Source organism: Pseudoxanthomonas sp. Root65 (assembly GCF_001427635.1).
Lineage (GTDB): Bacteria > Pseudomonadota > Gammaproteobacteria > Xanthomonadales > Xanthomonadaceae > Pseudoxanthomonas_A.
This window is the reverse complement of sequence record NZ_LMHA01000001.1, coordinates 789,511-814,555: the sequence shown is the minus strand read 5'-3', so window position 1 is coordinate 814,555 and position 25,045 is coordinate 789,511. Positions and strand designations below refer to the sequence as shown.

23 protein-coding genes are annotated in these 25,045 nt (G+C 68.0%); 19 read left to right on the top strand and 4 right to left on the bottom strand.

Annotated features, from left to right (window positions below; genetic code table 11):
• Positions 1 to 6: 6 nt before the first annotated feature.
• Positions 7 to 1,512, top strand: coding sequence for a tryptophan halogenase family protein (locus ASD77_RS03640; protein ID WP_055937433.1), 1,506 nt, complete (start codon positions 7 to 9; stop codon positions 1,510 to 1,512).
• 34 nt (positions 1,513 to 1,546) lie between these two features.
• Positions 1,547 to 2,398 (top strand): NAD-dependent protein deacetylase, encoded by an 852-nt coding sequence (locus tag ASD77_RS03635; RefSeq protein WP_082563220.1) that lies wholly within the window; start codon positions 1,547 to 1,549, stop codon positions 2,396 to 2,398.
• Here ASD77_RS03635 and ASD77_RS03630 read toward each other — a convergent pair.
• Positions 2,373 to 4,577 (bottom strand): EAL domain-containing protein, encoded by a 2,205-nt coding sequence (locus ASD77_RS03630; RefSeq protein ID WP_235578467.1) that lies wholly within the window; start codon positions 4,575 to 4,577, stop codon positions 2,373 to 2,375. The genes ASD77_RS03635 and ASD77_RS03630 overlap by 26 nt on opposite strands.
• Before the next feature lie 333 nt (positions 4,578 to 4,910).
• Between ASD77_RS03630 and ASD77_RS03625 the strand changes: the two genes are divergently transcribed.
• The 4 genes from ASD77_RS03625 to hemC all read left to right on the top strand — a co-directional run bounded on the left by ASD77_RS03625 (position 4,911) and on the right by hemC (position 8,326).
• Positions 4,911 to 5,831 (top strand): energy transducer TonB, encoded by a 921-nt coding sequence (locus tag ASD77_RS03625; protein ID WP_082563105.1) that lies wholly within the window; start codon positions 4,911 to 4,913, stop codon positions 5,829 to 5,831.
• 36 nt (positions 5,832 to 5,867) lie between these two features.
• Positions 5,868 to 6,554 carry an alpha/beta hydrolase gene (locus tag ASD77_RS03620; protein ID WP_055941000.1) on the top strand — a complete coding sequence of 229 codons (687 nt, stop codon included), beginning with the start codon at positions 5,868 to 5,870 and terminating at the stop codon, positions 6,552 to 6,554.
• A gap of 93 nt (positions 6,555 to 6,647) precedes the next feature.
• Positions 6,648 to 7,379 (top strand): LytTR family DNA-binding domain-containing protein, encoded by a 732-nt coding sequence (locus tag ASD77_RS03615; RefSeq protein ID WP_055937421.1) that lies wholly within the window; start codon positions 6,648 to 6,650, stop codon positions 7,377 to 7,379.
• Positions 7,380 to 7,417: 38 nt separating this feature from the next.
• Positions 7,418 to 8,326, top strand: coding sequence for a hydroxymethylbilane synthase (hemC, locus tag ASD77_RS03610; protein ID WP_055937418.1), 909 nt, complete (start codon positions 7,418 to 7,420; stop codon positions 8,324 to 8,326).
• An 11-nt stretch (positions 8,327 to 8,337) separates the two neighbouring features.
• Here hemC and ASD77_RS03605 read toward each other — a convergent pair whose 3' ends face one another.
• Complete coding sequence (locus ASD77_RS03605) at positions 8,338 to 9,243, bottom strand: DUF481 domain-containing protein (RefSeq protein WP_235578466.1); 906 nt, start codon at positions 9,241 to 9,243, stop codon at positions 8,338 to 8,340.
• A gap of 509 nt (positions 9,244 to 9,752) precedes the next feature.
• On the opposite strand from ASD77_RS03605, the gene ASD77_RS03600 reads away from it, so the two are divergent.
• The gene (locus ASD77_RS03600; protein WP_055937415.1) at positions 9,753 to 10,724 is read left to right on the top strand and encodes a YafY family protein; all 972 of its coding nucleotides are present in this window, start codon (positions 9,753 to 9,755) and stop codon (positions 10,722 to 10,724) included.
• Positions 10,725 to 10,863: 139 nt separating this feature from the next.
• On the opposite strand, the gene ASD77_RS03595 is transcribed toward ASD77_RS03600, so the two are convergent.
• Positions 10,864 to 11,442: a lipocalin family protein gene (locus ASD77_RS03595; protein WP_235578465.1), complete on the bottom strand. Its 579-nt coding sequence runs from the start codon at positions 11,440 to 11,442 to the stop codon at positions 10,864 to 10,866.
• A gap of 148 nt (positions 11,443 to 11,590) precedes the next feature.
• Between ASD77_RS03595 and ASD77_RS03590 the strand changes: the two genes are divergently transcribed.
• The 11 genes from ASD77_RS03590 (at position 11,591) to ASD77_RS03540 (ending at position 22,689) form a co-directional block, all read left to right on the top strand.
• Positions 11,591 to 11,905: a hypothetical protein gene (locus ASD77_RS03590; RefSeq protein ID WP_055937407.1), complete on the top strand. Its 315-nt coding sequence runs from the start codon at positions 11,591 to 11,593 to the stop codon at positions 11,903 to 11,905.
• A gap of 76 nt (positions 11,906 to 11,981) precedes the next feature.
• Complete coding sequence (locus ASD77_RS03585; RefSeq protein WP_055937404.1) at positions 11,982 to 14,087, top strand: prolyl oligopeptidase family serine peptidase; 2,106 nt, start codon at positions 11,982 to 11,984, stop codon at positions 14,085 to 14,087.
• A 165-nt stretch (positions 14,088 to 14,252) separates the two neighbouring features.
• Positions 14,253 to 16,424, top strand: a complete 2,172-nt coding sequence (locus tag ASD77_RS03580; protein ID WP_055937402.1) for a S9 family peptidase — start codon at positions 14,253 to 14,255, stop codon at positions 16,422 to 16,424.
• Between the two features lie 216 nt (positions 16,425 to 16,640).
• On the top strand, positions 16,641 to 17,078 hold the full coding sequence (locus ASD77_RS03575) for a YbaN family protein (RefSeq protein ID WP_268793359.1): 438 nt from the start codon (positions 16,641 to 16,643) through the stop codon (positions 17,076 to 17,078).
• A gap of 40 nt (positions 17,079 to 17,118) precedes the next feature.
• Complete coding sequence (locus ASD77_RS03570; RefSeq protein ID WP_055937399.1) at positions 17,119 to 17,328, top strand: lipoprotein; 210 nt, start codon at positions 17,119 to 17,121, stop codon at positions 17,326 to 17,328.
• Between the two features lie 25 nt (positions 17,329 to 17,353).
• Positions 17,354 to 18,184: a diaminopimelate epimerase gene (gene dapF, locus ASD77_RS03565; protein ID WP_235578464.1), complete on the top strand. Its 831-nt coding sequence runs from the start codon at positions 17,354 to 17,356 to the stop codon at positions 18,182 to 18,184.
• Positions 18,181 to 18,855 (top strand): DUF484 family protein, encoded by a 675-nt coding sequence (locus ASD77_RS03560; RefSeq protein ID WP_055940992.1) that lies wholly within the window; start codon positions 18,181 to 18,183, stop codon positions 18,853 to 18,855. Before dapF ends, ASD77_RS03560 begins: the two co-directional genes overlap by 4 nt.
• 130 nt (positions 18,856 to 18,985) lie before the next feature.
• Positions 18,986 to 19,870 (top strand): tyrosine recombinase XerC, encoded by an 885-nt coding sequence (gene xerC / locus ASD77_RS03555; protein WP_055937394.1) that lies wholly within the window; start codon positions 18,986 to 18,988, stop codon positions 19,868 to 19,870.
• A gap of 140 nt (positions 19,871 to 20,010) precedes the next feature.
• On the top strand, positions 20,011 to 20,562 hold the full coding sequence (hslV, locus tag ASD77_RS03550; RefSeq protein ID WP_055937391.1) for an ATP-dependent protease subunit HslV: 552 nt from the start codon (positions 20,011 to 20,013) through the stop codon (positions 20,560 to 20,562).
• Between the two features lie 115 nt (positions 20,563 to 20,677).
• A complete protein-coding gene (gene hslU / locus ASD77_RS03545) occupies positions 20,678 to 22,072 on the top strand; it encodes an ATP-dependent protease ATPase subunit HslU (RefSeq protein ID WP_055937388.1) in 1,395 nt (464 codons plus the stop codon).
• A gap of 278 nt (positions 22,073 to 22,350) precedes the next feature.
• Positions 22,351 to 22,689: a zinc ribbon domain-containing protein YjdM gene (locus ASD77_RS03540; protein ID WP_055937385.1), complete on the top strand. Its 339-nt coding sequence runs from the start codon at positions 22,351 to 22,353 to the stop codon at positions 22,687 to 22,689.
• A gap of 15 nt (positions 22,690 to 22,704) precedes the next feature.
• Here ASD77_RS03540 and ASD77_RS03535 read toward each other — a convergent pair whose 3' ends face one another.
• Positions 22,705 to 23,160, bottom strand: coding sequence for a nucleoside deaminase (locus ASD77_RS03535; RefSeq protein WP_055940989.1), 456 nt, complete (start codon positions 23,158 to 23,160; stop codon positions 22,705 to 22,707).
• Positions 23,161 to 23,302: 142 nt separating this feature from the next.
• On the opposite strand from ASD77_RS03535, the gene ASD77_RS03530 reads away from it, so the two are divergent.
• Positions 23,303 to 24,937 carry a hypothetical protein gene (locus ASD77_RS03530; RefSeq protein WP_156383452.1) on the top strand — a complete coding sequence of 545 codons (1,635 nt, stop codon included), beginning with the start codon at positions 23,303 to 23,305 and terminating at the stop codon, positions 24,935 to 24,937.
• Positions 24,938 to 25,045 lie beyond the last annotated feature (108 nt).

Sequence of the window (25,045 nt, the reverse complement as noted above, 5' to 3'; positions counted from 1 at the left end):
CACCGCATGCAAACGCCAGAACCCGTCGCCACCCCCCGTCCCGTCAAGCGCGTGGTCATCGCCGGTGGCGGCACCGCGGGCTGGATGGCCGCCGCCGCACTGTCGAAGACCCTGGGCAAGGTGCTCGACATCACCCTGGTGGAGTCCGAAGAGATCGGCACCGTCGGCGTGGGCGAAGCGACGATTCCGACCCTGGTGGTCTTCCACCGCCTGCTCGATATCAAGGAACAGGACTTCATGTCCGCCGTGCAGGGCACGGTGAAGCTCGGCATCTCCTTCGAGAACTGGAAGGACGTCGACCATCGCTATATCCACTCGTTCGGCATCAGCGGCAAGGACCACTGGTCGGCGGGCTTCCAGCATTTCTGGCTGCGTGGACGCGCCGAAGGCCTGGCCAGCGAGTACAGCGACTACTGCATCGAACTGCAGGCGGCGCTGCAGGACCGCTTCTCGCACCTGCCGCGCTACCACGTCAATTACGCTTACCACATGGATGCCGCGCTCTACGCGCGGTTCCTGCGCGACTTCAGCGCGCGCCACGGCTGCAAGCGCGTGGAGGGGAAGATCGTCGACGTGGCCACCGACGCCGAGGGGTGCATCTCCTCGATCAAGCTCGAGCGTGGCGAGGTGATCGAAGGCGACCTGTTCATCGACTGCACCGGCTTCCGTGCCCTGCTGATCGGCAAGGCGCTGGGCGTGGGCTACACCGACTGGTCGCAGTGGCTGTTCAACGACAGCGCGCTGGCCACGCAGACCACCGCCGTGCGCGATGCCGTGCCGTATACGCGCGCCATCGCGGGCACGGCCGGCTGGCAGTGGCGCATCCCGCTGCAACACCGGGTCGGCAACGGCATCGTGTATTCCAGCCGGCACATCAGCGACGACGAGGCGCGCGAGCAGTTCCTGTCGAGCGTCGAGGGCGAGGTGATCAAGCAGCCGTGGCCGATCCGCTTCCAGCCCGGCCAGCGCCAGCAGTGCTGGGCGAAGAACTGCGTGGCGCTCGGCCTGGCCGGCAGTTTCATCGAGCCGCTGGAATCGACCACCATCCACCTGATCCAGCGCGGCATCGTGCGCCTGCTGCAGACGTTTCCGCACACCATCACCCAGCCGGCGATCGACGAGTACAACGCGCGTCTGGACGAAGAGCTGCAGCATGTCCGCGACTTCGTGATCATGCACTACAAGGTCAGCGACCGGCGCGACTCGCCGTACTGGCGCGAGATCGCCGAGATGGAAATCCCGTCCACGCTGCGGCATCGCATCGACCTGTTCCGCGAGACCGGCACCGTGTTCCATGTTCCCGGCGAACTGTTCGGCGAGAATTCCTGGATCCAGGTGATGATGGGCCAGGGCATCGTGCCGAAGCGCTACCACCCGACTGCGGACGTGATGTCGCCGGCGGACCTGCAACGTTTCCTCGACGACATCCGCCGCAATGTCCTGGACACGGCCAGGCAGATGCCGGCCCACATGGACTACCTGCGCAGCTACTGTCCCGCGCCGAAGCCCTGAGCCACGCCGGCGCGGCATGGCCTATGCTGCCGGCATGATCGACACGCGACTGGAAGACTTCGTTTCGGCGCACCGGCGCCTGTTCGTGCTGACCGGCGCCGGCTGCAGTACCGCGTCCGGCATCCCCGACTACCGGGACGAGCAGGGCGCCTGGAAGCGCACGCCGCCGGTGACCTACCAGGCCTTCGTCGGCGATCGCGCCACACGCCAGCGCTACTGGGCGCGCAGCCTGCTCGGATGGCCGCGCGTCGCCGCGGCGCGGCCGAATGCGGCGCATGTCGCCCTGGCGGCGCTGGAAGCCAAGGGCGGTTGCGAAGTGCTGCTGACCCAGAACGTGGACGGCCTGCACCAGGCCGCCGGCAGCGTGTCGGTGATCGACCTGCACGGGCGGCTCGGCGGGGTCGTCTGCCTGGGCTGCGCTGCGGTATCAGGCCGTGCGCAGCTGCAACAGCGGCTGGCGCAGGCCAATCCGGCGTGGCTGTCGCTGGACGCGGGTACGGCGCCGGACGGCGACGCCGATCTGGAGGGCCGGGACTTCGGCACGTTCGAGGTGCCCGCCTGCGAGGCCTGCGGCGGACTGCTCAAGCCGGACGTGGTGTTCTTCGGCGAGAACGTGCCGCGGCTGCGTGTCGAGACCGCGATGACGCACCTCGGGCACGCCGACGCCATGCTGGTCGTCGGTTCGTCGCTGATGGTCTATTCGGGGCTGCGCTTTGTGCACGCGGCTGTCCGCCTGGGGCTGCCGGTGGCGGCGGTAGGCCTGGGTCGCACGCGCGCCGATGATCTGCTGCAGTTCCGGCTGGCGGCCCCGTGCGGCGAAGCGCTCGACTTCCTGCTGGACGATGCAGGAAGCCCGGCCCTCACTCGGCCGGCGGTTGCAGGCTGACCCAGCGCTCCAGCGAGTGCGGCGAGAGCGGACGGGAGACGTAGTAGCCCTGCAGCAGGTCGCAGTTGAGCGAAGCCAGCACGGCGCGCTGGGCGGCGTTCTCCACGCCCTCCGCCACCACTTTCAGGGACAGGCTCTCGCCGATGCGCAGGATCGAGGTGGTCAGTGCGCGCGCGGACTCGCTGTGCTCCAGGTCGCGGACGAAGCTCATGTCCAGCTTCAGTTCGCTGATCGGCAGGCGGTGCAGATGGCTCAGGCTGGAGTAGCCGGTGCCGAAATCGTCGATCGACAGGCTGACGCCCATCCGGTGGATCGCATCGATATTCGCCAGCACTTCAGGCTTCTGCGCCAGCATCACGCTTTCGGTCACCTCGACCATCAGGTGGTCGGGCGACAGCCCGCACTTGCCCAGCACGTTGCCGATGAAGGTGGGCAGGTCCTGCTGTTCGAAGTTGATCGCCGACAGGTTGACCGAGACGCGCGGCACCGGCACGCCGCGACGGCGCCAGTCGGCCATCTGCGTGCAGGCTTCCTCCAGCGTCCAGCGGCCCAGTTCGTCGATCAGGCCGCATTCCTCGGCCATCGGCACGAAGGTCGAGGGCGAGATCTCGCCGATCTCCGGGTGCCGCCAGCGCAGCAGCGCTTCGACGCCGTGCAGCGTGGCGTCGTCGTCCAGCGCGACCTGCGGCTGGTAGTGCAGGCGCAGCTGGCCGCTGCGGATCGCTTCGCGCAGGGCGTTCTCCAGCGCCAGGCGCTCCTGCATCGCCTGGTTCATTTCCAGGCTGTAGAACACGATGCGCCCGCCGCCTTCGGACTTGGCGCGGTACATGGCGATGTCGGCATGCCGCACCAGCGAGTCGACGTCCCAGCCGTCGGAGGGGAACATCGCCACGCCCACGCTGGCCTGCGGGGTGAGCATCATGCGGCCGGCGCTGACCGGCTCGGACAGGCGCGCCATCAGGCGATCGGCGAGGTTGGCGGCTTCCTCCGCGGTGCGGTCGGGCACCGCCAGCACGAACTCGTCGCCCGCCAGCCGCGCTACCACGTCGCCCTCGCGCAGTTCGCTGCCGAGCCGCTTGGCGAGTTCGCGCAGCAGCATGTCGCCGGCGGTGTGGCCCTGGGTGTCGTTGACGATCTTGAAGCGGTCGATGTCGACGAAGAGCAGCGCCACGTGGGCGTCGCGCCGGGCGGCGCCCAGCAGCATCTGTTCCACCTTGCTGTTGAACAGCGCGCGGTTAGGCAGGCCGGTCAGCGTGTCGTAGAACGACAGCTGGTGCATGCGGGCGTGGGCGCGCTCGCGCTCCATCGCCAGCGCGCACAGGTGCAGGCAGACATCGACCACGCGCTGGTGGAAATCGTCCGGCGCGCGGTTTTCCCAGTAGTACAGCGCGAACGTGCCCAGCACGCGGCCGTCGTTGTCCTTGATCGGGCTGGACCAGCACGCGCGGATGCCCAGCGCCAGGAACGGCGCGTTGTAGGCCTGCCAGCGCGGGTCGCGCTCGATGTCGCGGCATTCCACCGGTTGCCCGCTCCATGCGGCCGAGCCGCAGGCGCCGACCATCGGACCGGCGAGTTCGCCGTCGATCACCGAGGCGATGGCGTCCGGCAGGCTGGGCGCAGCCAGCGGGCGCAGGCGGCCATATTCGTCGACGCCGATCACCGACGCGACGGCTTCGGGCATGACCTTCTCCACCTCGCGGCAGATCAGCGTCAGCACGTCCCGCAGCGGCTGTTCGCGGACGATGGCGCCCAGCACCTTGCGGTGCATTTCTTCGTGCAGCTTGCTGTGGGTGATGTCGGTGTAGACGCCGAGCAGGTAGCGGATGTTGCGCTCGGGATCGAAGACCGGGTTCACCACGGCGGAGATCCACAGCGGCACGCCGTTCTTGGCGTAGACCAGCAGTTCGGTGCGGTAGCCCTGCTGCGTGTGCAGCTGTCCGCGCACCCATTCGACCGTTTCCGGATCGGTATGCGGGCCGGCCAGGAAATCGCTGGGCCGGCGTCCCACCGCGTCTTCCCGCGTGTAGCCCAGCATCCGCGTGAAGCCCTGGTTGGTCCAGGTGATGCGCGCGGAATCGTCGCAGACGACGATGGCGTTGTCGCTGTGGTCGATGACCCAGGACACGTCCGGATCGCCATCGACGATGTGCGAGGGCATGGTGATGGCGGTGGGCCTCACGGTCGGTTCTTCCCCAAAAGAACGGTTGCCGCATGATGGACAGGGTCCGCTACGGCATTCCCTGCTGAGCCGCCCCGAAGGGGACGGTACGCAGTGGTATCGGCCCCGAATCATCTCACTGTACCCGAGTTTTCGAGGCGCGCGGGCCGCCGGCGCGCCTGCAAACGCTTCCAATGGCACCGGTGGACCAGATGCGCCACGGTGGTGCAGCCGGGAGGGGGGGACGTGGCCGACTCCCCGGCTCCCGCAGGTGCCCCCGTTGGCGTCCATGCCGCTGACGCATCCCCGTCATCTACGCCGCCTAGATTTGCCGACCGCAGGACAGGGGTGGCCATGAAAACGATGTGGATGTGGATGGGCGTGGGAATCGCTCTGGGGATGACGGCGTGCGGCGATGCGGCTGCACCCGCGGCGAGCCGGGAAGAAGCGGTGGCGATCGACGTCGCAACCGGGGACGAACCCGCGACGCCGTACGAGCGGGCGACGCGTGCACTGTCCGCCGGCCGGATGCTGTCGCCCGTGGGCGACAATGCGGTGGAACATTATCTCGCCGCGCGCACACAGGCCCCGGAGCAGGCGCGCGCGCAGGCCGCACTGGCCGAACTGCAGCCGTACGTGCTGATTGCCGCCGAGCAGGCGATCGCGCGCGGTGACGCGCCGGAGGCGCTGCGGCTGCAGGGACTGATCGAGCGCATCGATGCCCGTGCGCCGGCCCTGCCGCGGTTGCGGACCGCGGTGGCCGCCCTCGTGCGCGAACAGGCGGCACGGGAGCTGGCGGTCGCTCAGGAGGCCGTGCAACCGCTGGCATCCGCACCCGTGGCTTCGACGCCCGCGTTGCCACCACCCGCCGTCGTGCCCATGACCGCGACGGCTGCGCCGCAAGCCGATCCCGTGTCTACGCCGGTCGTGCCGACCGCGGCGCAGGAACCGCCCCGACCGGTCAGCACGCCCCAGCCGGCAGCGCGCATCGCGCAGGGCACGACGACGCCGCGGTTGCTGCAGGATGCGCAGCCACGCTATCCCCTGCCGGCACTGCGTGCGCGCATCGAAGGACAGGCGGAAGTGGCCTTCACCATCCAGCCCGATGGCAGCGTGCGCGATGTCCGCCTGCTGTCGTCGACGGCGGACGGCATGTTCGATGCCTCGGCACTCGCGGTGGCGCAACGCTGGCGCTTCGAGGCGACCGGCCAGGCACACGCCTCCAGCCGCACCGTGCGGTTCCGCCTGCCGGCCGGTGAGGCCCGCGGCGGCTGAGTGGTGTCGGCGCGCGTCTGCGGCCAGAATGGCGGCATGACGACTTCCCACGCTTCCGCCGTACTCGATACCGTCGAACAGGAAACCGGCCCGGCGCCGCAGTGGTCCGTGCTGTGGCTGCACGGGCTGGGCGCCGACGGCCATGATTTCGCGCCGCTGGTGCCCGAACTGGTGCGGCCGGGCTGGCCGGCATTGCGCTTCGTGTTCCCGCATGCGCCGGTGCGTGCGGTGACCATCAACAACGGCGTGCGCATGCGCGCCTGGTACGACATCGTCGGCATGGATTTCCCCACCCGCGCGGACAGTGCCGGCATCGAGGAATCCATCGTCCAGGTGGAAGCACTGATCGAACGCGAGCAGGCGCGCGGCATCGCGCCGGAGCGCCTGCTGCTGGCCGGCTTCTCGCAGGGCGGTGCCATCACCCTGGCCGCCGGCCTGCGCCGGCAGGTGCCGCTGGCGGGGCTGATCGCGTTGTCGACCTACCTGCCCGGCGCCGGACAGGCCGCCGGCCACCTGCAGCCGGCGGCCACCGCGCAACCGGTCTTCATGGCGCATGGCAGCGGCGATCCGGTGATCCCGCTGGTGCACGCAGAACAGAGTGCCCGCGTGCTGGGCGAGCTCGGTTTCGACGTGCAGTGGCAGCGCTATCCGATGGCGCACCAGGTCTGCGCGGAGGAAATCCGTGACCTGGGTGACTGGATGGCACGGCGATTTGCGTTGTAATCCCCACGTGCCCCCGTGGATGACGCCTGACGTCGCCATGAGTACCCTAGGCCGCGGGGGATCACGCCAACGTTCACCGAGGACGCCTTTGCCGTGAAAGTGGTCATCGCCGACGACGAATCCCTTGCACGCGAGCGCCTGCGCGCCCTGCTTGCCGAACATGCCGGCATCGAGGTGGTCGCCGAAGCCGAGAACGGCCTCGACGCCCTGCAGGCCTGCTCGGAGCATCGGCCGGACATGGTCCTGCTCGACATCGCCATGCCCGGCGTGGACGGACTCGAAGCCGCCCGCCACCTGGCCGCCTTCGATCCACGTCCGGCCGTGGTGTTCTGCACCGCGTACGACGAACACGCGCTCTCCGCGTTCGAGGCCGCCGCCATCGACTACCTGATGAAGCCGATCCGTCCAGAACGGCTCGCGGCGGCGCTGGAGCGCGCCCGCACCTTCATCGCCGGGCGGGAGAACCATCCGCCGGCGGCATCGAACAGCCAGCCGCGCACCCATCTCTGCGCACGCCTGCGCGGCAGCCTGCGCCTGATCCCGGTGGATGAAGTCCACTACCTGCAGGCCGAGGAGAAATACGTGGTGGTGCACCACGCGCGCGGCGAGGACCTGATCGAAGAGTCGCTGAAGTCGCTGGAAGAGGAGTTCGGCGGCCGCTTCGTGCGCATCCACCGCAACTGCCTGGTCGCGCGGCACGAACTGGTCGAGATCAAGCGTGTCGGCGATGGCCACGTGCAGGCGATCCTGCGCCACGGCAAGGCGCCGCTGGAGGTCAGCCGGCGCTGTGTGGCCGGCCTGCGCGAGACGGTCAAGGCGCTCTGAGTTTCCGTGGCGGACGCGCCATGCGGGATAATGCCCGCATGACCACGCTGCGCATCGCCACCCGCAAGAGCCCGCTCGCCCTCTGGCAGAGCGAACATGTCGCCGACCGCCTGCGCGCCGCGCATCCCGGTCTGGCCGTCGAGCTGGTGCCGATGAGCACGCGCGGTGACGAAGTGCTCGACCGCTCGCTCGCCGCGATCGGCGGCAAGGGCCTGTTCCTGAAGGAACTGGAACTGGCGATGCTGCGTGGCGATGCGGATTGCGCCGTGCATTCGCTGAAGGATGTGCCGATGGAACTGGAGGGGCCGTTCGTGTTGCCGGCCATCCTCACCCGCGCCGACCATGCGGATGCCTTCGTCTCCAACCACCACGAAGGCCTGCTGTCACTGCCGCAGGGCGCGCGCGTGGGCACCTCGTCGCTGCGTCGGCAGGCGCAGTTGCGCGCGGTGCGTCCCGATCTGGAACTGCGCGACCTGCGCGGCAACGTCAACACGCGCCTGGCCAAACTGGATGCAGGTGAGTACGACGCCATCGTGCTGGCCTGCGCGGGCCTGGACCGGCTCGGCTTCGCCTCGCGCATCCGCGCGCGGCTCGACGCGCCGGACTGGTTGCCGGCGCCGGCGCAGGGTGCGGTGGCGGTCGAGTGCCGCGCCGAGGATCCCGCCGTGCAGGCCCTGTTCGCCGCGCTGGACGATGCCGCCACGCGCGTCTGCGTGGAGGCGGAGCGGGCGATGAACCGTGCCCTGCACGGCAGCTGCCATGTGCCGGTGGCCGCGTTCGCGCAGCGCGATGGCGACGACCTCGTGCTGTCGGGCCTGGTGGGCTCGGTGGCGGATGGTCAGGTGCTGCGCACGGAAGGGCGTGGACCGGCCACCGATCCCGACGCACTGGGGCGCCGGGTCGCCGCGCAGCTGCTTGAGCAGGGCGCGGGCGCGTTCCTCGCCTGACGGGACAGCGCTTACTTGAAGCGGTAGACCACGTTCATCGTGGTCAGGGTATCGGTCTTCTTGATGTCGGGCGCGACATCGCTGTTGTGGCGCGCCTGCCAGCCGGCCTTCAGCGCCAGGTGCGAGTTCATCGTCACCGACACGCCCAGGTCGTTCTGCGCGAACGTGTTGTACTCGCCCGATTCCACCAGCAGCTTGTTGACGATCTCGGTGTTCTCGCTCAGTGCATAGCGCAGGTCGATCAGGCCGCGACCGATGAAGCTGGCCTCGTTGCGGTCATCCAGCGTGTCGTACGCGCGGCGGAAGCCCGGGCCTACCTGCAGGTCGAGGTGCGCGCGTTCGTTCTCGATCACCCGGTTGCCGTAGCTCAAGCTCACCGACTGCTGGCGGCTGTAGGTACCGAAGTCGTCCTGTTCATGGCGTACGGACGTGTTGAGCGTGCCGCGGTCGTCCATCAGGTAGGCGCTGTTGGCCGTCACGGTGTAGCGGTTGGCGGTGGTGCGCCGGTCGCGAACCACGCTGCCGTCGTCCAGTTGCCGGTTGTATTCGGAGCGGGAATGCAGCCCGAACAGGCTGGCGCTGTGACGCCACGCGCCGCCGTCCTGGTAGGTCAGGTCCAGCCGCCCATTGAAACTTTCGTTGTTGCTGTTGCCGCTGGCGGCGGCAAACCCGAGCTCGCCGCCGCCAGTCAGGGTCGGCGCGGGAGGCGCAGGCGGCGGGGGTGTTTCCGGGATCGGGCGCACCGCCATGGCGACCACCGGGAGCGCCATTCCTTCCTGCTTGGAGAAGCCCTTGCCGGAGGACGGGGCGTCGACCTTGTCGTTGCGCGGCAGCAGCACCTCGGTGGCATGCGCCGGGAGTGCGCCGCCAGCCAGCAGGGCGAGGGCGAGCAGGGAAAAGGACATCCGGGCGGACATGGCGACTCTCGGGGAGGTGAATGACTGAAACCGGTTACATGGTAGGCAGACACCCACGCCACCACAACCCAAGTGCTTGTTCGGATTCAGGTTTGCGACATGCATTCTGGCAGGCGCATGTGTCCGATTCGCGATGGTCGTCACGATCGACGGCGCTCGCCTTGCGAGCCACTGGCGTCGTGCTGCACCCATCGGCTGCGCGCAGACAGGTGACCGTTGCCTTGAGGGTCAAGAAGGCTTCACGCGTATGCGCCCACAGCAGGCGTGCGTCGGTGAGCCGGTGCGGGCAGAGCGGTGCACGCTCCTTGCCGGAGCGTCGCGCCACAACAGCGACTTGGGTCCGCGCGTTGAGGGCGCCACGACGGTGAGGACACGCCTTGGCACCAGGCACCGCACGGGCCCAAGTCGCCGTCGGCGCAGGTCCCCCGTGCCTATTCCAACGGCGGCAGGGCGACGAAAACGGCCACCCGTCGGTGATAATCCGGGCACGCCCCCTGCCGTGCCGCCCCATGGACAAGATCGAACGCATCACCGCCCTGCACCGACTCCTCAAGGCGGCCCGCTATCCAGTGACGGTGAAGCGGCTGCAGGAAGAACTGGGCTGCTCGCGCGCGACGGTCTACCGTGACCTGGCCTACCTGCGCGATGCGCTGATGGCCCCGATCGAGGGCGATGGCGAAGCAGGCTTCCGTTACCACGCCGCCGAGAGCGACCGTTTCGAACTGCCCGGCCTGTGGCTGAGTTCGGAGGAACTGTACGCGCTGCTCGCCGCCCAACAATTGCTGGTGCGCACCGGCGGCGGCGTGCTGTCCGGTGCGCTGGCGCCGCTGCAGAAGCGCATCGAGGGCCTGCTGGCCGACCACGCGGGCGTCGACCAGTGGCCGGTCGACCGCGTGCGCGTCATCCCGCATCGCGGCCGCACGCTCGACGAAGCCAGCTTCCGCACCGTCGCCTCCGCCGTGCTGGAGCGCAAGCAGCTGCAGTTCGAGTACCGCGCCCGCTCCACCGACGAACGCACCAGGCGTACGGTGTCGCCGCAGCGCATCACCCACTACCGCGACAACTGGTATCTGGACGCGTGGGACCACGAGCGCAACGCGCTGCGCAGCTTCGCCGTCGACCGCATCGGGCAAGCGAGGATGGGCGACGAACCCGCGCGCGACCTCCCCAACGAGGAACTGAACCAGCATCTGGCCTCGAGCTACGGCATCTTCTCGGGCGAACCGAAGGGGTGGGCGACGATCCTGTTCAGCGCCAAGGCCGCGCGCTGGGTCGCCGACGAACAGTGGCATTCCAAGCAGCAGGGCCGGCATCTGTCCGATGGCCGCTACGAACTGAAGATTCCCTACAGCGTCTCGCGCGAGCTGCTGATGGACATCCTGCACTACGGCGCCGACGCCGAGATCATCGAGCCTGCCGTGCTGCGCGAACAGGCGAAAGCGCTGCTGGAGCTGGCGCTGTCGAACTACGAGAAGAAGTAACGCCGCAGGTGGCGTAGGTGCCGATATGGGTGTGGGCGTGGGTGTGGGAGCGACGTAAGTCGCGAAGCTCTTCAGCCCACTCCAAAGGCTTTCGCGACTTACGTCGCTCCCACAGCCGCGGTTTCCGTCGGTCTGCCCGTCACGGCGCCTTCGGCTCCCCGAACCCCGGCGCGCCCACCTGTTCCCGCACCTGCGGCACGCGCACCAGCTGGCGGGCGTTGATGCCGTGGTCGCGGGCGCGCTTCACTAGGTCCTGGTACTGCGCATCGGCCATCACGGGGTCCCGGGCGATGATCCAGCCCATGTCGCGGCCGGGGTAGTCGACCAGCGCCCACGAATAATCCGGCGCCACCTCGCGGATGCGCCACTTCGCCGGCACCACGCCGACGAACCACAGGGTCCATTCGCGGTTGCCGGACTCGCTCTTCACCGAAGCGCGGGCTTCGCGCGCCTGTTCGGGCTGGTCGAAGCCCTCGCGGTAGTGATAGGTCACGCCCACCTTGTCGGTGTCGCGCAGTGCGTATTCGTAGCGCGCCGCCACATGGCCACGTTCGGCGAAGTAGGGAACATGCGCCACCACGTGCCAAGTGCCCATGAAGCGGGGTAGGTCGAGCGCGGCGGGGCCTTCCCGGACGGCGCCGCGATGGCCGCAGCCGGCGAGCAGCGCCAGCAGGCAGGCCAGCAGGGCGAGGCGGGCCACGCGGGGACACAACGGCATGGGCATGTGGAACTCCTTTCTCCCCGTCATACGGACACGCTAGTCATCAGGATGCGAGGGAGATGTTAACCGGTGATGTCGCAACCCGTGAGATGCGGCTGCGCGACTGTGACGCACCGCCGACATCGACTCACAGGAGTGCACCGCCATGTTCTTCCTCCCGCATGCTTCTTCCGCCACGTCTTCCTCCGAACGCCCCGACGCGGCACTGGACCGCCTGCTGCGCCGGGTCGTGCTGACCGGCCTGGCGCTGGTGCTGCTGGTGCCGCTGGCGCGCGCCAATACCGATGCACTCGGCTGGTTGCCGCTCTGGCTGGTCGGCATGCCCGCGGTGGCGTGGTGGGCGCTGCACCGGTTCAGGATGCCCGGCCGGGCCGTCCTGGTGCGCAAGGTCGTGCGTCGCCGCGGACCGCAGGCGCGGCGCCTGCGTCTGGGCCCGGTTGGCCCGTCCCGGGCAGCCTGACCTTCGGCAGGGGGTGGCCTCCGGCCCTTGTGCTAGCGTGACATGTTCATGAACTGCACCTCCGGAGCCACCCTCGATGCCCAGACTCACCCATGCCTGCCTGGCCGCCGGCCTTGCCATGGCGGGCGCGCTGTCCGCCCCCGTCAACGCCGCGGAGGCTGACGTGTCCAACGACCCGTACGCCTGGCTGGAAGACGTCGAAGGGCAGAAGCCGCTCGATTGGGTCAAGGGTGTGAACGCGAAGGCGGAGGCCGAAATCGCCTCGACCCCGGCGTTCAAGCAACTGGAAGCGGACATCCGCGCCATCCTCGATTCCGACGCCAAGATTCCCGGCGTGCAGAAGATCGGCGACCACTACTACAACTTCTGGAAGGACAAGCAGCACGAACGCGGCCTGTGGCGCCGCACCACGCTGGCCGAGTACCGCAAGGCGCAGCCGCAGTGGGAAACCGTGCTCGACCTGGACGCACTGAACAAGGCCGAGGGCAAGAACTGGGTTTGGCATGGCGCCGACTGCCGCAAGCCCGACTACACCCGCTGCCTGGTCGCGCTGTCGCGCGGCGGCGCCGATGCCGACGAGACCCGCGAGTTCGACCTGGTCAACAAGAAGTTCCTGACCGACGGCTTCTACCGCCCCGAGGCCAAGGGCGGCCTGGGCTGGAAGGACGCCGACACCGTCTACGTCTACACCGACTTCGGCGCCGGCAGCATGACCAGCTCCGGCTATCCGCGCATCGTCAAGGAATGGAAGCGTGGCACGCCGCTGGACAGCGCGAAGGTCGTCTACGAAGGCAAGTCCGACGACATGTACATCGCCGCGTACCACGACGACACGCCGGGCTTCCAGCGCGATTTCGTCAGCCGCACGCTGGCCTTCTACAACGACGAGCTGTACCTGCGCCGTGCCGACGGCACACTGGCCAAGATCGACGCGCCGAACTCCGCCAACAAGGGCGTGTTCCGCGAATGGCTGACGCTGGAACTGCGCGAGCCGTGGACCGTCGGCGGCAAGACCTACGCTGCCGGCTCGCTGCTGGCGGAGAAGTTCGACGACTTCATCGCCGGCAAGCGCACGTTCGACGTATTGTTCGAGCCGACGGCCAGCACCTCGCTCGCCGGCATGTCCGTCACCAGGAACCATGTCGTGCTGAACGTGCTGGACGACGTCAAGAACCGGCTGAGCGTGCTGACGCCGTCGGCGACCGGCTGGAAGCGCAGCGACTTCGTCGGTGCACCAGGCTTCGGCACCGTCAGCATCAGTGCGGTCGATGCCGACAGCAGCGACGCGGTCTGGATGACCGTCACCGACTACCTGACCCCGACCACGCTGTCGCTGGTCGAACTGGGTCAGCAACCGGAACAGTTGAAGTCGATGCCGGCGTTCTTCGACGCTTCCGGCAAGAAGATCGAGCAGCACTTCGCCACGTCCAAGGACGGCACCAAGATCCCGTACTTCCTGGTGCGTCCGGAAGGCCTGAAGTACGACGGCAGCACGCCGACCCTGCTGTACGGCTACGGCGGCTTCGAGATCTCGATGACGCCGGGCTATTCCGGCGGCGTGGGCAAGGGCTGGCTGGAGAAGGGCGGCGTGTACGCGGTCGCCAACATCCGCGGTGGCGGCGAGTACGGTCCGCGCTGGCACCAGGCCGCGCTGAAGGCCAACCGCCACAAGGCGTATGAGGATTTCGCGGCGGTCGCACAGGACCTGATCGCGCGCAAGATCACCTCGCCGAAGCACCTGGGCATCCAGGGTGGCAGCAATGGCGGCCTGCTGACCGGCAACATGCTGACGCAGTATCCGGAGCTGTTCGGCGCGGTCGTCGTGCAGGTGCCGCTGCTGGACATGAAGCGCTACAGCCACCTGCTGGCGGGCGCCTCGTGGATGGCCGAATACGGCAATCCCGACACGGCCGACTGGGAGTTCATCAAGACCTTCTCGCCGTACCACCTGTTCGACCCGAAGAAGGACTATCCGCCGACCCTGTTCATGACCTCGACGCGCGACGACCGCGTGCATCCCGGCCATGCCCGCAAGATGGCGGCGATGATGCTGGACGCCGGCAAGGACGTGCGCTACTACGAGAATATCGAAGGCGGCCACGGTGGCGCGGCGAACAACGCCCAGGCCGCGCACATGAGCGCGCTGGCCTACACCTTCCTCTGGCAGCAGTTGTCGAAGTAAGTGTTTGCTCCCTTCCCCCGCCTGCGGGGGAAGGTGCCCGAAGGGCGGATGGGGGCAGCGCCGACGTCAAACGGAGTCGCTCGCCCCCACCCCAACCCTCCCCCGCAAGCGGGGGAGGGACCCGATCCCCGCTGCCATTGCATCCCGCACTCCCGGACCCCATCCATGAAGCCGACGTCCTTCCTGCTTGCCGCCACTGTCCTGATGAGCACCCCGATCACCTCCGCGCTTGCCGCCAGCACCACCCCGCCCGACGTGGCGAAGAAGCCGCATGTCGTGAAGGCGCCGCACGGCGCCGAGCGCAGCGACGAGTACTACTGGCTGCGCGACGACAAGCGCGAGAACAAGGAGATGCTCGCCTACCTCGAAGCCGAGAATAAGTACACCGATACGGTGATGGCGCCGCTGAAACCGCTGGAGGACACGCTCTACAACGAGGTGGTCGCGCGCATCAAGCAGGACGACGCCAGCGTGCCGTACCGCGAGCGCGGCTGGTGGTACTACGCCCGCTTCGTGACCGGCAAGGATTACCCCGTGCACGCGCGCCGCAAGGACGGCCCGGGCGTGGATGCGGTCTCGATCCAGAAGGCCAACGAGGCCGGCGACTTCGCCGGTGAGCAGGTGCTGCTGGACGTCAACGCACTGGGCGAGGGCAAAGACTACTACAGCGTCGGCGACTACGAGGTCAGCCAGGACAACCGCCTGCTCGCCTACGCCGACGACACCAACGGCCGCCGCCAGTACACGATCCGCTTCAAGAACCTGGACACCGGCGAGATGCTGCCGGACACGGTGACCAACGCCGAGCCGAACCTGGTCTGGTCCAACGACGGCCGCACCTTGTTCTACGTGGACAAGGATCCGGAAACCCTGCTCAGCAAGCGGGTGAAGTCGCATGTGCTGGGCACGCCGGCCAGCCAGGACAAGCTCGTCTACGAAGAGGAAGACGACAGCTTCTACATGGGCATCGGCCGTACCCGCGACGATGAATTCATCTGCATCGGCGTGGAGAGCACGGTGTCCTCGGAGATGCGCTGCACGCCGGCCGCCGATCCGGGCGTGTTCACCGTGCTGGCGCCGCGCGAGCGCGACGTCGAGTACCAGGCCGACCACCTGGGTGGCCGCTGGGTGATCCGCACCAATGCCGATGGCGCCACCAACTTCAAGGTCGTCACCGCGCCGACCGGTTCCACCTCGCGCAAGGACTGGAAGGACTGGATCGCGCACCGCGACGACGTCTTCGTCGAGGGCGTCGAACTGTTCGCCGGCTTCAGCGTGGTGTCCGAGCGGGCCAACGCGCTGGAAAGCCTGCGCGTGATCAAGGCCGACGGCAGCAGCGACTACATCAAGGCCGACGAAGCCGCTTACTCGATGGGCCTCGCTGCCAATCCCGAAACCGGCACCGACTGGATCCGCTACAGCTACACGTCGATGACCACGCCGGCCACGACCTACGAGATCAACACGAAGACCGGCGAGCGTCGCCAGCTGAAGCAGCAGCCGGTGCCGGGCTACGACGCGTCGAAGTACGTGACCGAGCGCGTGTGGGCGCCGGCCCGCGACGGCAAGACGAAGATCCCGGTGACGCTGGTGTACCGCAAGGACGTGGCGCGCGACGGCAAGGCGCCGATGCTGCAGTACGCCTACGGCAGCTACGGCTCGTCGATGGACCCGAACTTCAGCATCACCAACATCAGCCTGCTCGACCGCGGCGTGGTGTATGCGCTCGCGCACATCCGCGGTGGCCAGGAAATGGGCCGCGCGTGGTACGACGACGGCAAGCTCTACAACAAGATCAACACCTTCACCGACTTCATCGACGTCACCGACTACCTGGTGAAGGAAGGCTACGCGGCGAAGGACCGCGTCGCCGCGATGGGTGGCAGCGCCGGCGGCCTGCTGATGGGCGCGGTGTCGAACCTGGCGCCGGAGAAGTACAAGGTCATCCTGACCCTGGTGCCCTTCGTCGACGTGGTCACCACCATGCTCGACCCGACCATTCCGCTGACCACGAACGAATACGACGAGTGGGGCAATCCGGAAGAGAAGGGCTACTACGACTACATCCTGAAGTACTCGCCCTACGACAACCTGCAGGCCAAGGCCTATCCGGCCATGTTCGTCGGCACCGGCCTGTGGGATTCGCAGGTGCAGTACTGGGAACCGGCCAAGTACGTCGCCCGCCTGCGCGATCTGAACACCAGCAAGAACACCGTCGTGTTCCGCACCAACATGGAAGCCGGCCACGGCGGCAAGTCGGGCCGCTTCCGCCAGTACCGCGAGCGTGCGGAAATGTACGCGTTCATGCTGGATCAGCTGGGCGTGGCGTCGAAGTAAGCGCGGCAGGCAGGGCATCGGAGAGCCGGGGAAACCCGGCTCTTTGCTTTTCCGTCGCCGTCCGGTGCAGGCCACTTCAGGGAGGTGCCGCCATCGCCGATAACCCGGCAGGTCGTCGCGCGAGGATGAGGTGCCATGGCAGGGTGGGGCGCGGGTATCCGGTCGGCACAGAGGGTCTTTGCGCCGTCCGCCACGGATTTGCGGTACAAGGTCGCCGTGCACGACACGTCTCCCCCGCCGCCGCGTGACCTGCCCGAGGCGCGCCCCGTGCGCTTCCGCTGGGCGTGGTGGTTGCTGGCCTACGCCAGCCTGGGCATGGGCATCGTGGGCGTGTTCGTTCCCGGGTTGCCGACCACGGTCTTCATCCTCATCGCCGCCTATGCCGCGTCGCGCGGCTCCGAGCGGCTGCACCATTATCTGCTCTCGCATCCGCGCTTCGGCCCGATGATCCACGACTGGCATCTGCACCGCGCGGTCTCGCGGCGCGCCAAGTGGGCGGCCACATGGACGATGCTGGCCAGTGCGGTGATCCTGCTGGCGCTGATGCTGTGGACCGGTTCGCACCGTTGGTGGATGGTGGCGCTGCCGATCGCCTGCATGGCCACGGTCGCCGCCTGGTTGTGGCGGCGTCCCGAACCGCCGCGTGCGGCGTAGACGGCCATCGCATTCATCCCGCTGTGGCTATACTCGCGGCATGAACCGGAACGCCCGTCTTGTCCTCGCTGCCGCCCTGATGGCGGTCCTGTCCGCCTGCGGTGCCAAGGGCCCGCTGTTCATGCCGGAGAAGCCGGTGGAGGAAGCGCCGGTGACGCCGGCCGAGGCCGCCCCGCCCGCGGCCGACAGCGTCCCCGCCGAGCCGCCGATCGATCCGGCCACGGTGCCGGCCACCGACGGGAATGGCTGAGTCTCCGTACCCGCGGTCCACGGCGATGCGTTTCACCAAGATGCACGGGGCCGGCAACGATTTCGTCGTGCTGGACCTGCGCGATGGCCTGTCGCCCCCCGACGCCGCGCTGGCCGCGGCGCTGGCCGACCGGCACCGCGGCGTGGGCTGTGACCAGATCCTGACCATCGAGCCGCCGCGCAGTCCCGACGCCGTCGCGGCGTACCGCATCTGGAACTCCGACGGTTCGCCCTCGCAGCAGTGCGGCAACGGTGCACGTTGCGTGGCGGCCTGGCTGGTGCGGGATGGCGCCGCCCACGGCGACACCTTTGCGGTCGACAGTCCGCTGGCCACGCATGCGGTGGAACGCATCGGCGATGACCGCTATGCCATCGCCATGGGCGTGCCCGAGTTCGTGCCGGCCCGCATTCCGCTGCAGGGCTTCGATCAGCCGCGCGCCGAGTACGACGCCGACGTGGACGAGGGCCTCCGGCTGCGCTTCGGCGCGGTGTCGATGGGCAATCCGCATGCGGTGATCGAAGTGCCTTCCGTCGATGCCGCCCCGGTGCAGCATTACGGCCCGCTGCTGCAGCGGGCGCGGCACTTCCCGGAATCGGTCAATGTCGGCTTCGCCGAAGTGGTCGCGCGCGACCGTGTGCGCCTGCGTGTCTACGAGCGTGGTGTCGGCGAGACGCTGGCCTGCGGCAGCGGTGCGTGTGCGGCCGCGGCCGTGCTGATCCGTCGCGGCCGCGTGGACCGTGACGTGACCATCGCGCTGCCCGGTGGCGAACTGCGCATCCGCTGGCCGTCCGACGACGCGCCGGTCATCATGTCCGGGCCGGCGGCATTCGTATTCGAAGGGGAATGGACAGCATGAGCGAGACAGCGGAAAAACTGGGTGCGCACGAGGTCGCGGCGTGGCTGCGGCGGCATCCGACGTTCCTGAAGCAGTTCCCGGACCTGGCGCTGAGCATGGTGGTGCCGCGCGACGAAGGTCCGACGGCATCGCTGGCCAGCTATCAGCTGGAAGTGCTGCGCGACAAGAACCGCGAACTTTCCAAGCGCCTGGGCGACCTGTTCGCCAATGCGCAGGAGAACGAGCGCCTGGCCGTGCGCACCCACCAGCTGGCGCTGACGTTGATGAAGCAGGGCACCGCCGCCGACACCGTGCGTGCGATGGCGGCCTCGCTGGCCGAGGACTTCAACGGCGACCGCGTCAGCATCGTGCTGTTGCAGCCTATCGCCGGCCTGGAGGAAGGCGAGTGGTTGCAGGTGGTGCCGGCGGACAATCCGCACATGGCGCCGTTCCGCGACTGCCTGCGCGACGGCGAGCCGATCTGCGGGCGCCTGCAGCCGGAAAAGCACGTGCTGCTGTACGGGTCGCGTGCCGAGGAAGTCGCATCGTCCGCGTTGCTGCCGCTGCCCGGCATCGGCCTGGTCGCCGTCGGCAGCCGTGACGGCAACCGCTTCTATCCCGGCATGGGCACGCTATTCCTGCGCATGATGGGCGACACCCTGGTGACGGCGTTGAAGCGGTTCGATGGTTGAGCGGAGGCTCGCCTTTCCCGTCGTCATTCCGGCGAAAGCCGGAATCCATCTTGTCCTTGCCTGTTCGAGGTCGAGACTGCGGCAACAGCAAGATGGATTCCGGCTTTCGCCGGAATGACGGATCCTGGACATGTATACCGTCGCCGACTTCCTTGCCCATCTCGAGGTCGAGCGCCGTGTCTCCGCGCATACGCTGGATGCGTATCGCCGTGATCTCGCCGCGTTGACGGACTGGGCGCAAGCCCAGCACATCACGGACCCGGCGGACGTGCAGGCCGAGCAGCTGCGCGGCTTCGTCGCCAGCGAGCACCGGCGCGGCCTGTCGCCGAAGAGCCTGCAGCGTCGCCTGTCTGCCTGCCGCAGTTTCTACCAGTGGCTGCTCAAGCATGGCCGCATCGCCGCCAGTCCTGCCGCGGCGCTGCGCGCACCCAAGGCGCCGCGCAAGCTGCCGCAGGTGCTGGATGCGGATGAAGCCGTCAGGCTGGTCGAGGTGCCGACCGATGCGCCGCTGGGCAGGCGCGACCGCGCCCTGCTGGAGCTGTTCTATTCCTCTGGCCTGCGCCTGAGCGAACTGTGCGCACTGCGCTGGCGCGACCTCGACATGGCCGGCGGTATGGTCACCGTGCTGGGCAAGGGCAACAAGGAGCGCAAGGTGCCGGTCGGTTCGCATGCGCGCAACGCATTGGTGGAATGGCGGCAGGAGCGGCCGTCGGGCAACGAGGCCTTCGTGTTCCCCGGCCGTGGCGAGGGACCCATCTCGCAGCGCGCCGTGCAGATCCGCATCAAGCAGCTCGCGCAGCGACAGGGGCTGTTCAAGCACGTGCATCCGCATATGCTGCGGCACAGTTTCGCCAGCCACATCCTGGAATCCTCTGGCGACCTGCGCGGCGTGCAGGAACTGCTCGGCCACGCCGATATCGCCACCACGCAGATCTACACACACCTGGACTTCCAGCACCTGGCCAAGGTCTACGACGCCGCGCATCCGCGGGCGAGGCGGAAGAGCGAGAAGTGAGGGTAGAGGAGTGAGACGTGAGTAAAAGCAGAGCGGCCTTGCGTTTGCTGTCACTCACTCCTCACTCCTCTACCCTCACTCCTGGCTCTTGAACTCGCTACCCCCATCCCCACCTCTGTGGGAACACCCCGGAGGCCTCCATGGACCCCAGCCAGAATCCCCACGTCTTCCACGCCACTACCATCCTGTCCGTGCGCCGCAACGGCCATGTCGCCGTTGCCGGCGATGGCCAGGTGACGCTGGGCCATACGGTGATGAAGGGCAATGCGCGCAAGGTGCGCCGGCTCGGCCGCGATGGCCAGGTGCTGGCGGGCTTCGCCGGCGCGGCTGCCGATGCGTTCACCCTGTTCGAGCTGTTCGAGGCCAAGCTGGAAAAGCACGGCCAGCTGACCCGTGCCGCGGTCGAGCTGGCGAAGGACTGGCGCACCGAACGCCGCCTCGGCAAGCTCGAAGCGCTGCTCGCGGTCGCCGACAAGGAAACCTCGCTGATCATCAGCGGCACCGGCGACGTGATCGAGCCCGAGGACGGCATCATCGCCATCGGTTCCGGCGGCTCCTATGCGCTGTCCGCCGCGCGCGCGCTGCTTGCACACACCGAGCTGGACGCGAAGTCCATCGCGGTGGAGTCGCTGAACATCGCCGGCGACATCTGCATCTACACCAACCGCAATGTGGTGGTGGAGGAGCTCTAGGAGTGAGCGGAGAGGAGTGAGGAATGAGGGAAAGCATTCGCCGTCCCGCCTCGATCCCAACTCCGCGTACTTCTCACTCCTCACTCCTCTCCGCTCACTCCTATCCCCCGCCCCAATGCCCACACCAGACACCTCCGCCCACACCATGACCCCGCGCGAGATCGTGCAGGAACTCGACCGCCACATCGTCGGCCAGCAGGCCGCCAAGCGCGCGGTCGCCATCGCGCTGCGCAATCGCTGGCGTCGCATGCAGCTCGATGACGGGCTGCGCAACGAGGTGATGCCGAAGAACATCCTGCTGATCGGCCCGACCGGCGTCGGCAAAACCGAGATCGCGCGCCGGCTGGCGACGCTGGCCAACGCGCCGTTCGTGAAGGTCGAGGCCACGCGCTTCACCGAGGTCGGCTACGTGGGCAAGGATGTCGAGCAGATCGTCCGCGACCTGGCCGACACGGCGGTGAAGATGTACCGCGAACAGGCCAAGGCGCGCATGCGCACCCAGGCCGAGGAGCGTGCGGAAGAACGGATCCTCGACGCCCTGCTGCCGCGCCGCGAGGCGGCCGGCGGCAACGGCTTCGGTTTCGGCGCCGCCACGACCACCGTCGACATCGGTGCCGAGCCGTCCTCGAAGGAATCCGAGACGCGGCAGAAGCTGCGCCGCCAGTTGCGCAACGGCGACCTGGACGAGCGCGAGATCGAACTGGAACTGGCCGCCAACGTCGGCGTGGACATCATGACGCCGCCGGGCATGGAGGAGATGGGCCAGCAGCTGCGGCAGATGTTCTCGAACCTGGGCGGCGCCAAGACCCACAAGCGCACCGTGACCATCAAGGCCGCGCGCCCGCAGCTGATCGAGGAAGAGGCCGCCAAGCTGGTCAACGAGGACGACATCCGCGCCGCCGCCATCGAATCGTGCGAGCAGCACGGCATCGTCTTCATCGACGAGATCGACAAGGTCGCCAAGCGCAGCGGCACCATGAGCGGCGCCGACGTCAGCCGCGAAGGCGTGCAGCGCGACCTGCTGCCGCTGGTCGAAGGCAGCAACGTGTCGACCAAGTACGGCACGGTGAAGACCGACCACATCCTGTTCATCGCCTCGGGCGCGTTCCACCTGGCCAAGCCCAGCGACCTGATTCCCGAGCTGCAGGGCCGCTTCCCGATCCGCGTGGAGCTGTCCGCGCTGAGCAAGGAGGACTTCATCCGCATCCTCACCGAGCCGAAGGCCGCGCTGAGCAAGCAGTACGTGGAGCTGATGAAGACCGAAGGCGTGGCGCTGAGTTTCACCGACGATGCCATCGACCGCCTCGCCGAGATCGCCGCGCTGGTCAACGAACGCCAGGAAAACATCGGCGCCCGCCGCCTGCACACCGTGCTGGAACGGCTGCTGGATACGCTGAGCTACGAGGCGCCCGATCGCGACGGCCAGAGCGTCGTCATCGACCGCGCCTACGTCGATGCGCATCTCGGCGAACTGGTGCAGGACCCCGACCTGAGCCGCTACATCCTGTAGCGTGCGCCATGCGCACGACCGCATGAACTCATCAACACGTGATCGTGCGCGCAGCGCACGCTACGACCGGGCCGGGACATCCCGTAGCGTGCGCCATGCGCACGACCACATGAACCCATCGACACGCAGTCGTGCGCGCAGCGCACGCCACGGCCGAGCTGGCACGTCCCGTAGCGTGCGCCATGCGCACGACCGCATGAACCCATCAACACGCGGTCGTGCGCGCAGCGCACGCTACGCATGCGACAATCGCGGCTGTATCCGCTTCCCGATCCGCCATGTCGAAGCTGCCGCCGTGTCCCCAATGCCAGTCCGAGTACAGCTACGAGGACGGCGGCCAACTGGTCTGCCCGGAGTGCGGCCATGAGTGGTCGGCCGATGCGCCGGCTCCCGGCGACGACGTGCGCATCATCAAGGACGCCAACGGCAACCTGCTGCAGGACGGCGACACCGTCACCGTCATCAAGGACCTGAAGGTCAAGGGCTCGTCGCTGGTGGTGAAGGTCGGCACCAAGGTCAAGAACATCCGTCTGGTCGACGGCGACCACGACATCGACTGCAGGATCGACGGCATCGGCGCGATGAAGCTCAAGTCGGAGTTCGTGCGCAAGGCCTAAGACCGGCGCAGCGATTCAATCCTCGCCGATATCCTCGTTCCACACGTCGGGGTTGGCGCGGATGTAGTCGCCGAGCAGGGTGATGCATTCCTGGCTCTGCAGGTCGATGACGTTGACGCCGGATTCGCGCAGCCACTCGATGCCGCCCTGGAAGGTCACCGATTCGCCGACCACCACGGTGCCGATGTTGAACTGGCGCACCAGGCCGCTGCAGTACCAGCACGGGGCCAGGGTGGTGACCATGATCGTGTCGCGGTAGCGGCGCTGGCGGCCGGCCTTGCGGAAGGCATCGGTTTCGCCATGCACGGAGGGATCGCCTTCCTGCACGCGGCGATTGTGGCCGCAGCCGAGCAGGCGCCCGTCCTGGTGGTACAGCGCCGCGCCGATCGGGATGCCGCCTTCGGCGAGGCCTTGCCGCGCTTCACTGATTGCGGTTTCCAGGAGGGCACGGTAATCGGGAGAAGTGCTCATGGCGGCCTGCATCGAGGGTGTACGGGGGGAACAGGATCATACAGGCGGGGAGTGTGATGCCACGCACGGCGCGCGGGCCGCATACCCGTTAGAACGCGAAGTGCGGTGCGCGGTGCGCGTTCAGGTCAGGGGAGTGGGGATCGTGAAAGGGAAGCTCAACAAGATGTCGCGCGGTGCGCGGATCACGGCGATGCTGGCCGTGGCCTGCGGACTGTCGTTCGCGACCGCGCTGCAAGCGCAGACCATCGAGCAGGGCTTGCTGCAACTGGAGTGGGGCGATCCGCCGCCTGTGGCGGCCGGGCAAGCCCGTCTTTCGCCCCGTTTCAATGCCTCGCTGTTGAAGGATGACGGCAGCCGCATCCCGCTCGATCCCGCGCAGGCGAGGCTGGCGGCGGGCGATCTGTATGTGCTGGCCAATCGTCGCGTGGCGGTGGCATTCGCGCCGCCGGGGCGCGTGATGTCGTCCGCGCCCGCGATCCAGGCCATCGTGCCCGCCGATCGCGTCACCCAGTCGGCGCCGGTGCATGCGGCCAACGCGCGCGTGATGGCGGCGGCGCCGATCAACGGCGTCACCCGCTGGGTGACGCTGATGTGCAAGTTCAGCGATGCCGCGGACGAGCAGAAGGACCTGGCGTTCTTCCAGTCGCAGTACGGCGAAGGCGTCGGCCAGCTGGGCCACTACTGGCGCGAGGTGTCGTACAACAAGATCAATCTGGCCGGCAGCACCGCGCACGGCTGGTACACGTTGCCGAGTCCCCGTTCGACCTACGTCACCAAGGTGGACGGCAAGGACAAGGCCGACCTCAACAAGCTGTTCGCCGATTGCGCCTCCGCCGCGCCGGACACCGTCGACCTGAATGCGCCGGTCGGCATCAACATGATGTTCAACGGCGATCTCGACGGGTTCGCCTGGGGCGGACAGAGCTGCGCCACCGTGCGCGGCGCGCGGCTGTGCAAGCGGGTGACGTGGAATCCGCCGTGGTCGTTCCGCAACCTCGCGCCGCTGGCGCACGAGATGGGGCATGGCTACGGGCTGCCGCATTCGGACAACTCCGATGGCGACAGCGATACCTACGACAACCCGTGGGACGTGATGAGCGACAGCTGGAACAACGCGGTGGGCGATGCCACGTATGGCACGCGGCCCAAGCACATCAACATCTTCCAGCGCCACCGCCTGAGCTGGGTGGATACGGCGAGGCAGCGGGTCGTGCCGCTGGGCGACCTGGCCACGCGCGACATCACCCTCGACTACGCGCATCTGACCGGCTCGGCCAATGCGCAGATGCTGGTGCTGTCGCTGTCGCCGCAGGCCGATCCGTATGCGACCGTGGTGTACACACTGGAAGCACGCAAGCGCGAAGGCACTTACGAAGGCAACCTGGCCGGCAACGCGGTGATCATCCACAAGGTGGAACGGTCGGGCACGGCCTACAGCATCGACGCCGAGGTGCCGCCCGCCAACCGTTCCAACAACGAAGGTTCGATGTTCAAGGTGGGCGAGCGCTGGATCACGCCCGAGGCCTCGCACCTGGTGACGATCAAGGCGCAGACGGCGACCGGCTTCGTGCTGACGGTCGGTCCGCCGCGGGTGATGAGCAGTCCGCTGCCGGCGCTGGTGAGGCCGGCGGCGGTAAGCGCGCCGTCGTCTTCGATCGCCGTGCCCGCCACCTCGGCAACGAACACGGCAAGCGATCCTCCGCGTCGCGCGACGCCCTCGCGATGCGGTACGCGACGCGATGGAAAGGTGGCGTCCTGCGCGCTTCGCGAGCGCTGATTCGTAGGGGTTTTTCCTACACGGTGCGGGTGTCCCCCACATCGCGCGATGACGTGGTGTAGGGGGTAGAACGCATGGGGTTCGCAGGCGAATCCTGACCCGCATCCC

Bases quoted from the DNA above. Each gene is read 5' to 3' on its own strand.
- ASD77_RS03605 (WP_235578466.1), bottom strand. From the start codon at position 9,243: ATGTCCGCCCGGATGTCCTTTTCCCTGCTCGCCCTCGCCCTGCTGGCT.
- hslV (WP_055937391.1), top strand. From the start codon at position 20,011: ATGGACCCCAGCCAGAATCCCCACGTCTTCCACGCCACTACCATCCTG.
- ASD77_RS03580 (WP_055937402.1), top strand. From the start codon at position 14,253: ATGAAGCCGACGTCCTTCCTGCTTGCCGCCACTGTCCTGATGAGCACC.
- ASD77_RS03540 (WP_055937385.1), top strand. From the start codon at position 22,351: ATGTCGAAGCTGCCGCCGTGTCCCCAATGCCAGTCCGAGTACAGCTAC.
- hslU (WP_055937388.1), top strand. From the start codon at position 20,678: ATGCCCACACCAGACACCTCCGCCCACACCATGACCCCGCGCGAGATC.
- ASD77_RS03620 (WP_055941000.1), top strand. From the start codon at position 5,868: ATGACGACTTCCCACGCTTCCGCCGTACTCGATACCGTCGAACAGGAA.
- ASD77_RS03600 (WP_055937415.1), top strand. From the start codon at position 9,753: ATGGACAAGATCGAACGCATCACCGCCCTGCACCGACTCCTCAAGGCG.
- dapF (WP_235578464.1), top strand. From the start codon at position 17,354: ATGCGTTTCACCAAGATGCACGGGGCCGGCAACGATTTCGTCGTGCTG.
- ASD77_RS03635 (WP_082563220.1), top strand. From the start codon at position 1,547: ATGATCGACACGCGACTGGAAGACTTCGTTTCGGCGCACCGGCGCCTG.
- ASD77_RS03570 (WP_055937399.1), top strand. From the start codon at position 17,119: ATGAACCGGAACGCCCGTCTTGTCCTCGCTGCCGCCCTGATGGCGGTC.
- hemC (WP_055937418.1), top strand. From the start codon at position 7,418: ATGACCACGCTGCGCATCGCCACCCGCAAGAGCCCGCTCGCCCTCTGG.
- ASD77_RS03585 (WP_055937404.1), top strand. From the start codon at position 11,982: ATGCCCAGACTCACCCATGCCTGCCTGGCCGCCGGCCTTGCCATGGCG.
- ASD77_RS03595 (WP_235578465.1), bottom strand. From the start codon at position 11,442: ATGCCGTTGTGTCCCCGCGTGGCCCGCCTCGCCCTGCTGGCCTGCCTG.
- ASD77_RS03590 (WP_055937407.1), top strand. From the start codon at position 11,591: ATGTTCTTCCTCCCGCATGCTTCTTCCGCCACGTCTTCCTCCGAACGC.
- ASD77_RS03640 (WP_055937433.1), top strand. From the start codon at position 7: ATGCAAACGCCAGAACCCGTCGCCACCCCCCGTCCCGTCAAGCGCGTG.
- xerC (WP_055937394.1), top strand. From the start codon at position 18,986: ATGTATACCGTCGCCGACTTCCTTGCCCATCTCGAGGTCGAGCGCCGT.
- ASD77_RS03560 (WP_055940992.1), top strand. From the start codon at position 18,181: ATGAGCGAGACAGCGGAAAAACTGGGTGCGCACGAGGTCGCGGCGTGG.
- ASD77_RS03535 (WP_055940989.1), bottom strand. From the start codon at position 23,160: ATGAGCACTTCTCCCGATTACCGTGCCCTCCTGGAAACCGCAATCAGT.
- ASD77_RS03625 (WP_082563105.1), top strand. From the start codon at position 4,911: ATGAAAACGATGTGGATGTGGATGGGCGTGGGAATCGCTCTGGGGATG.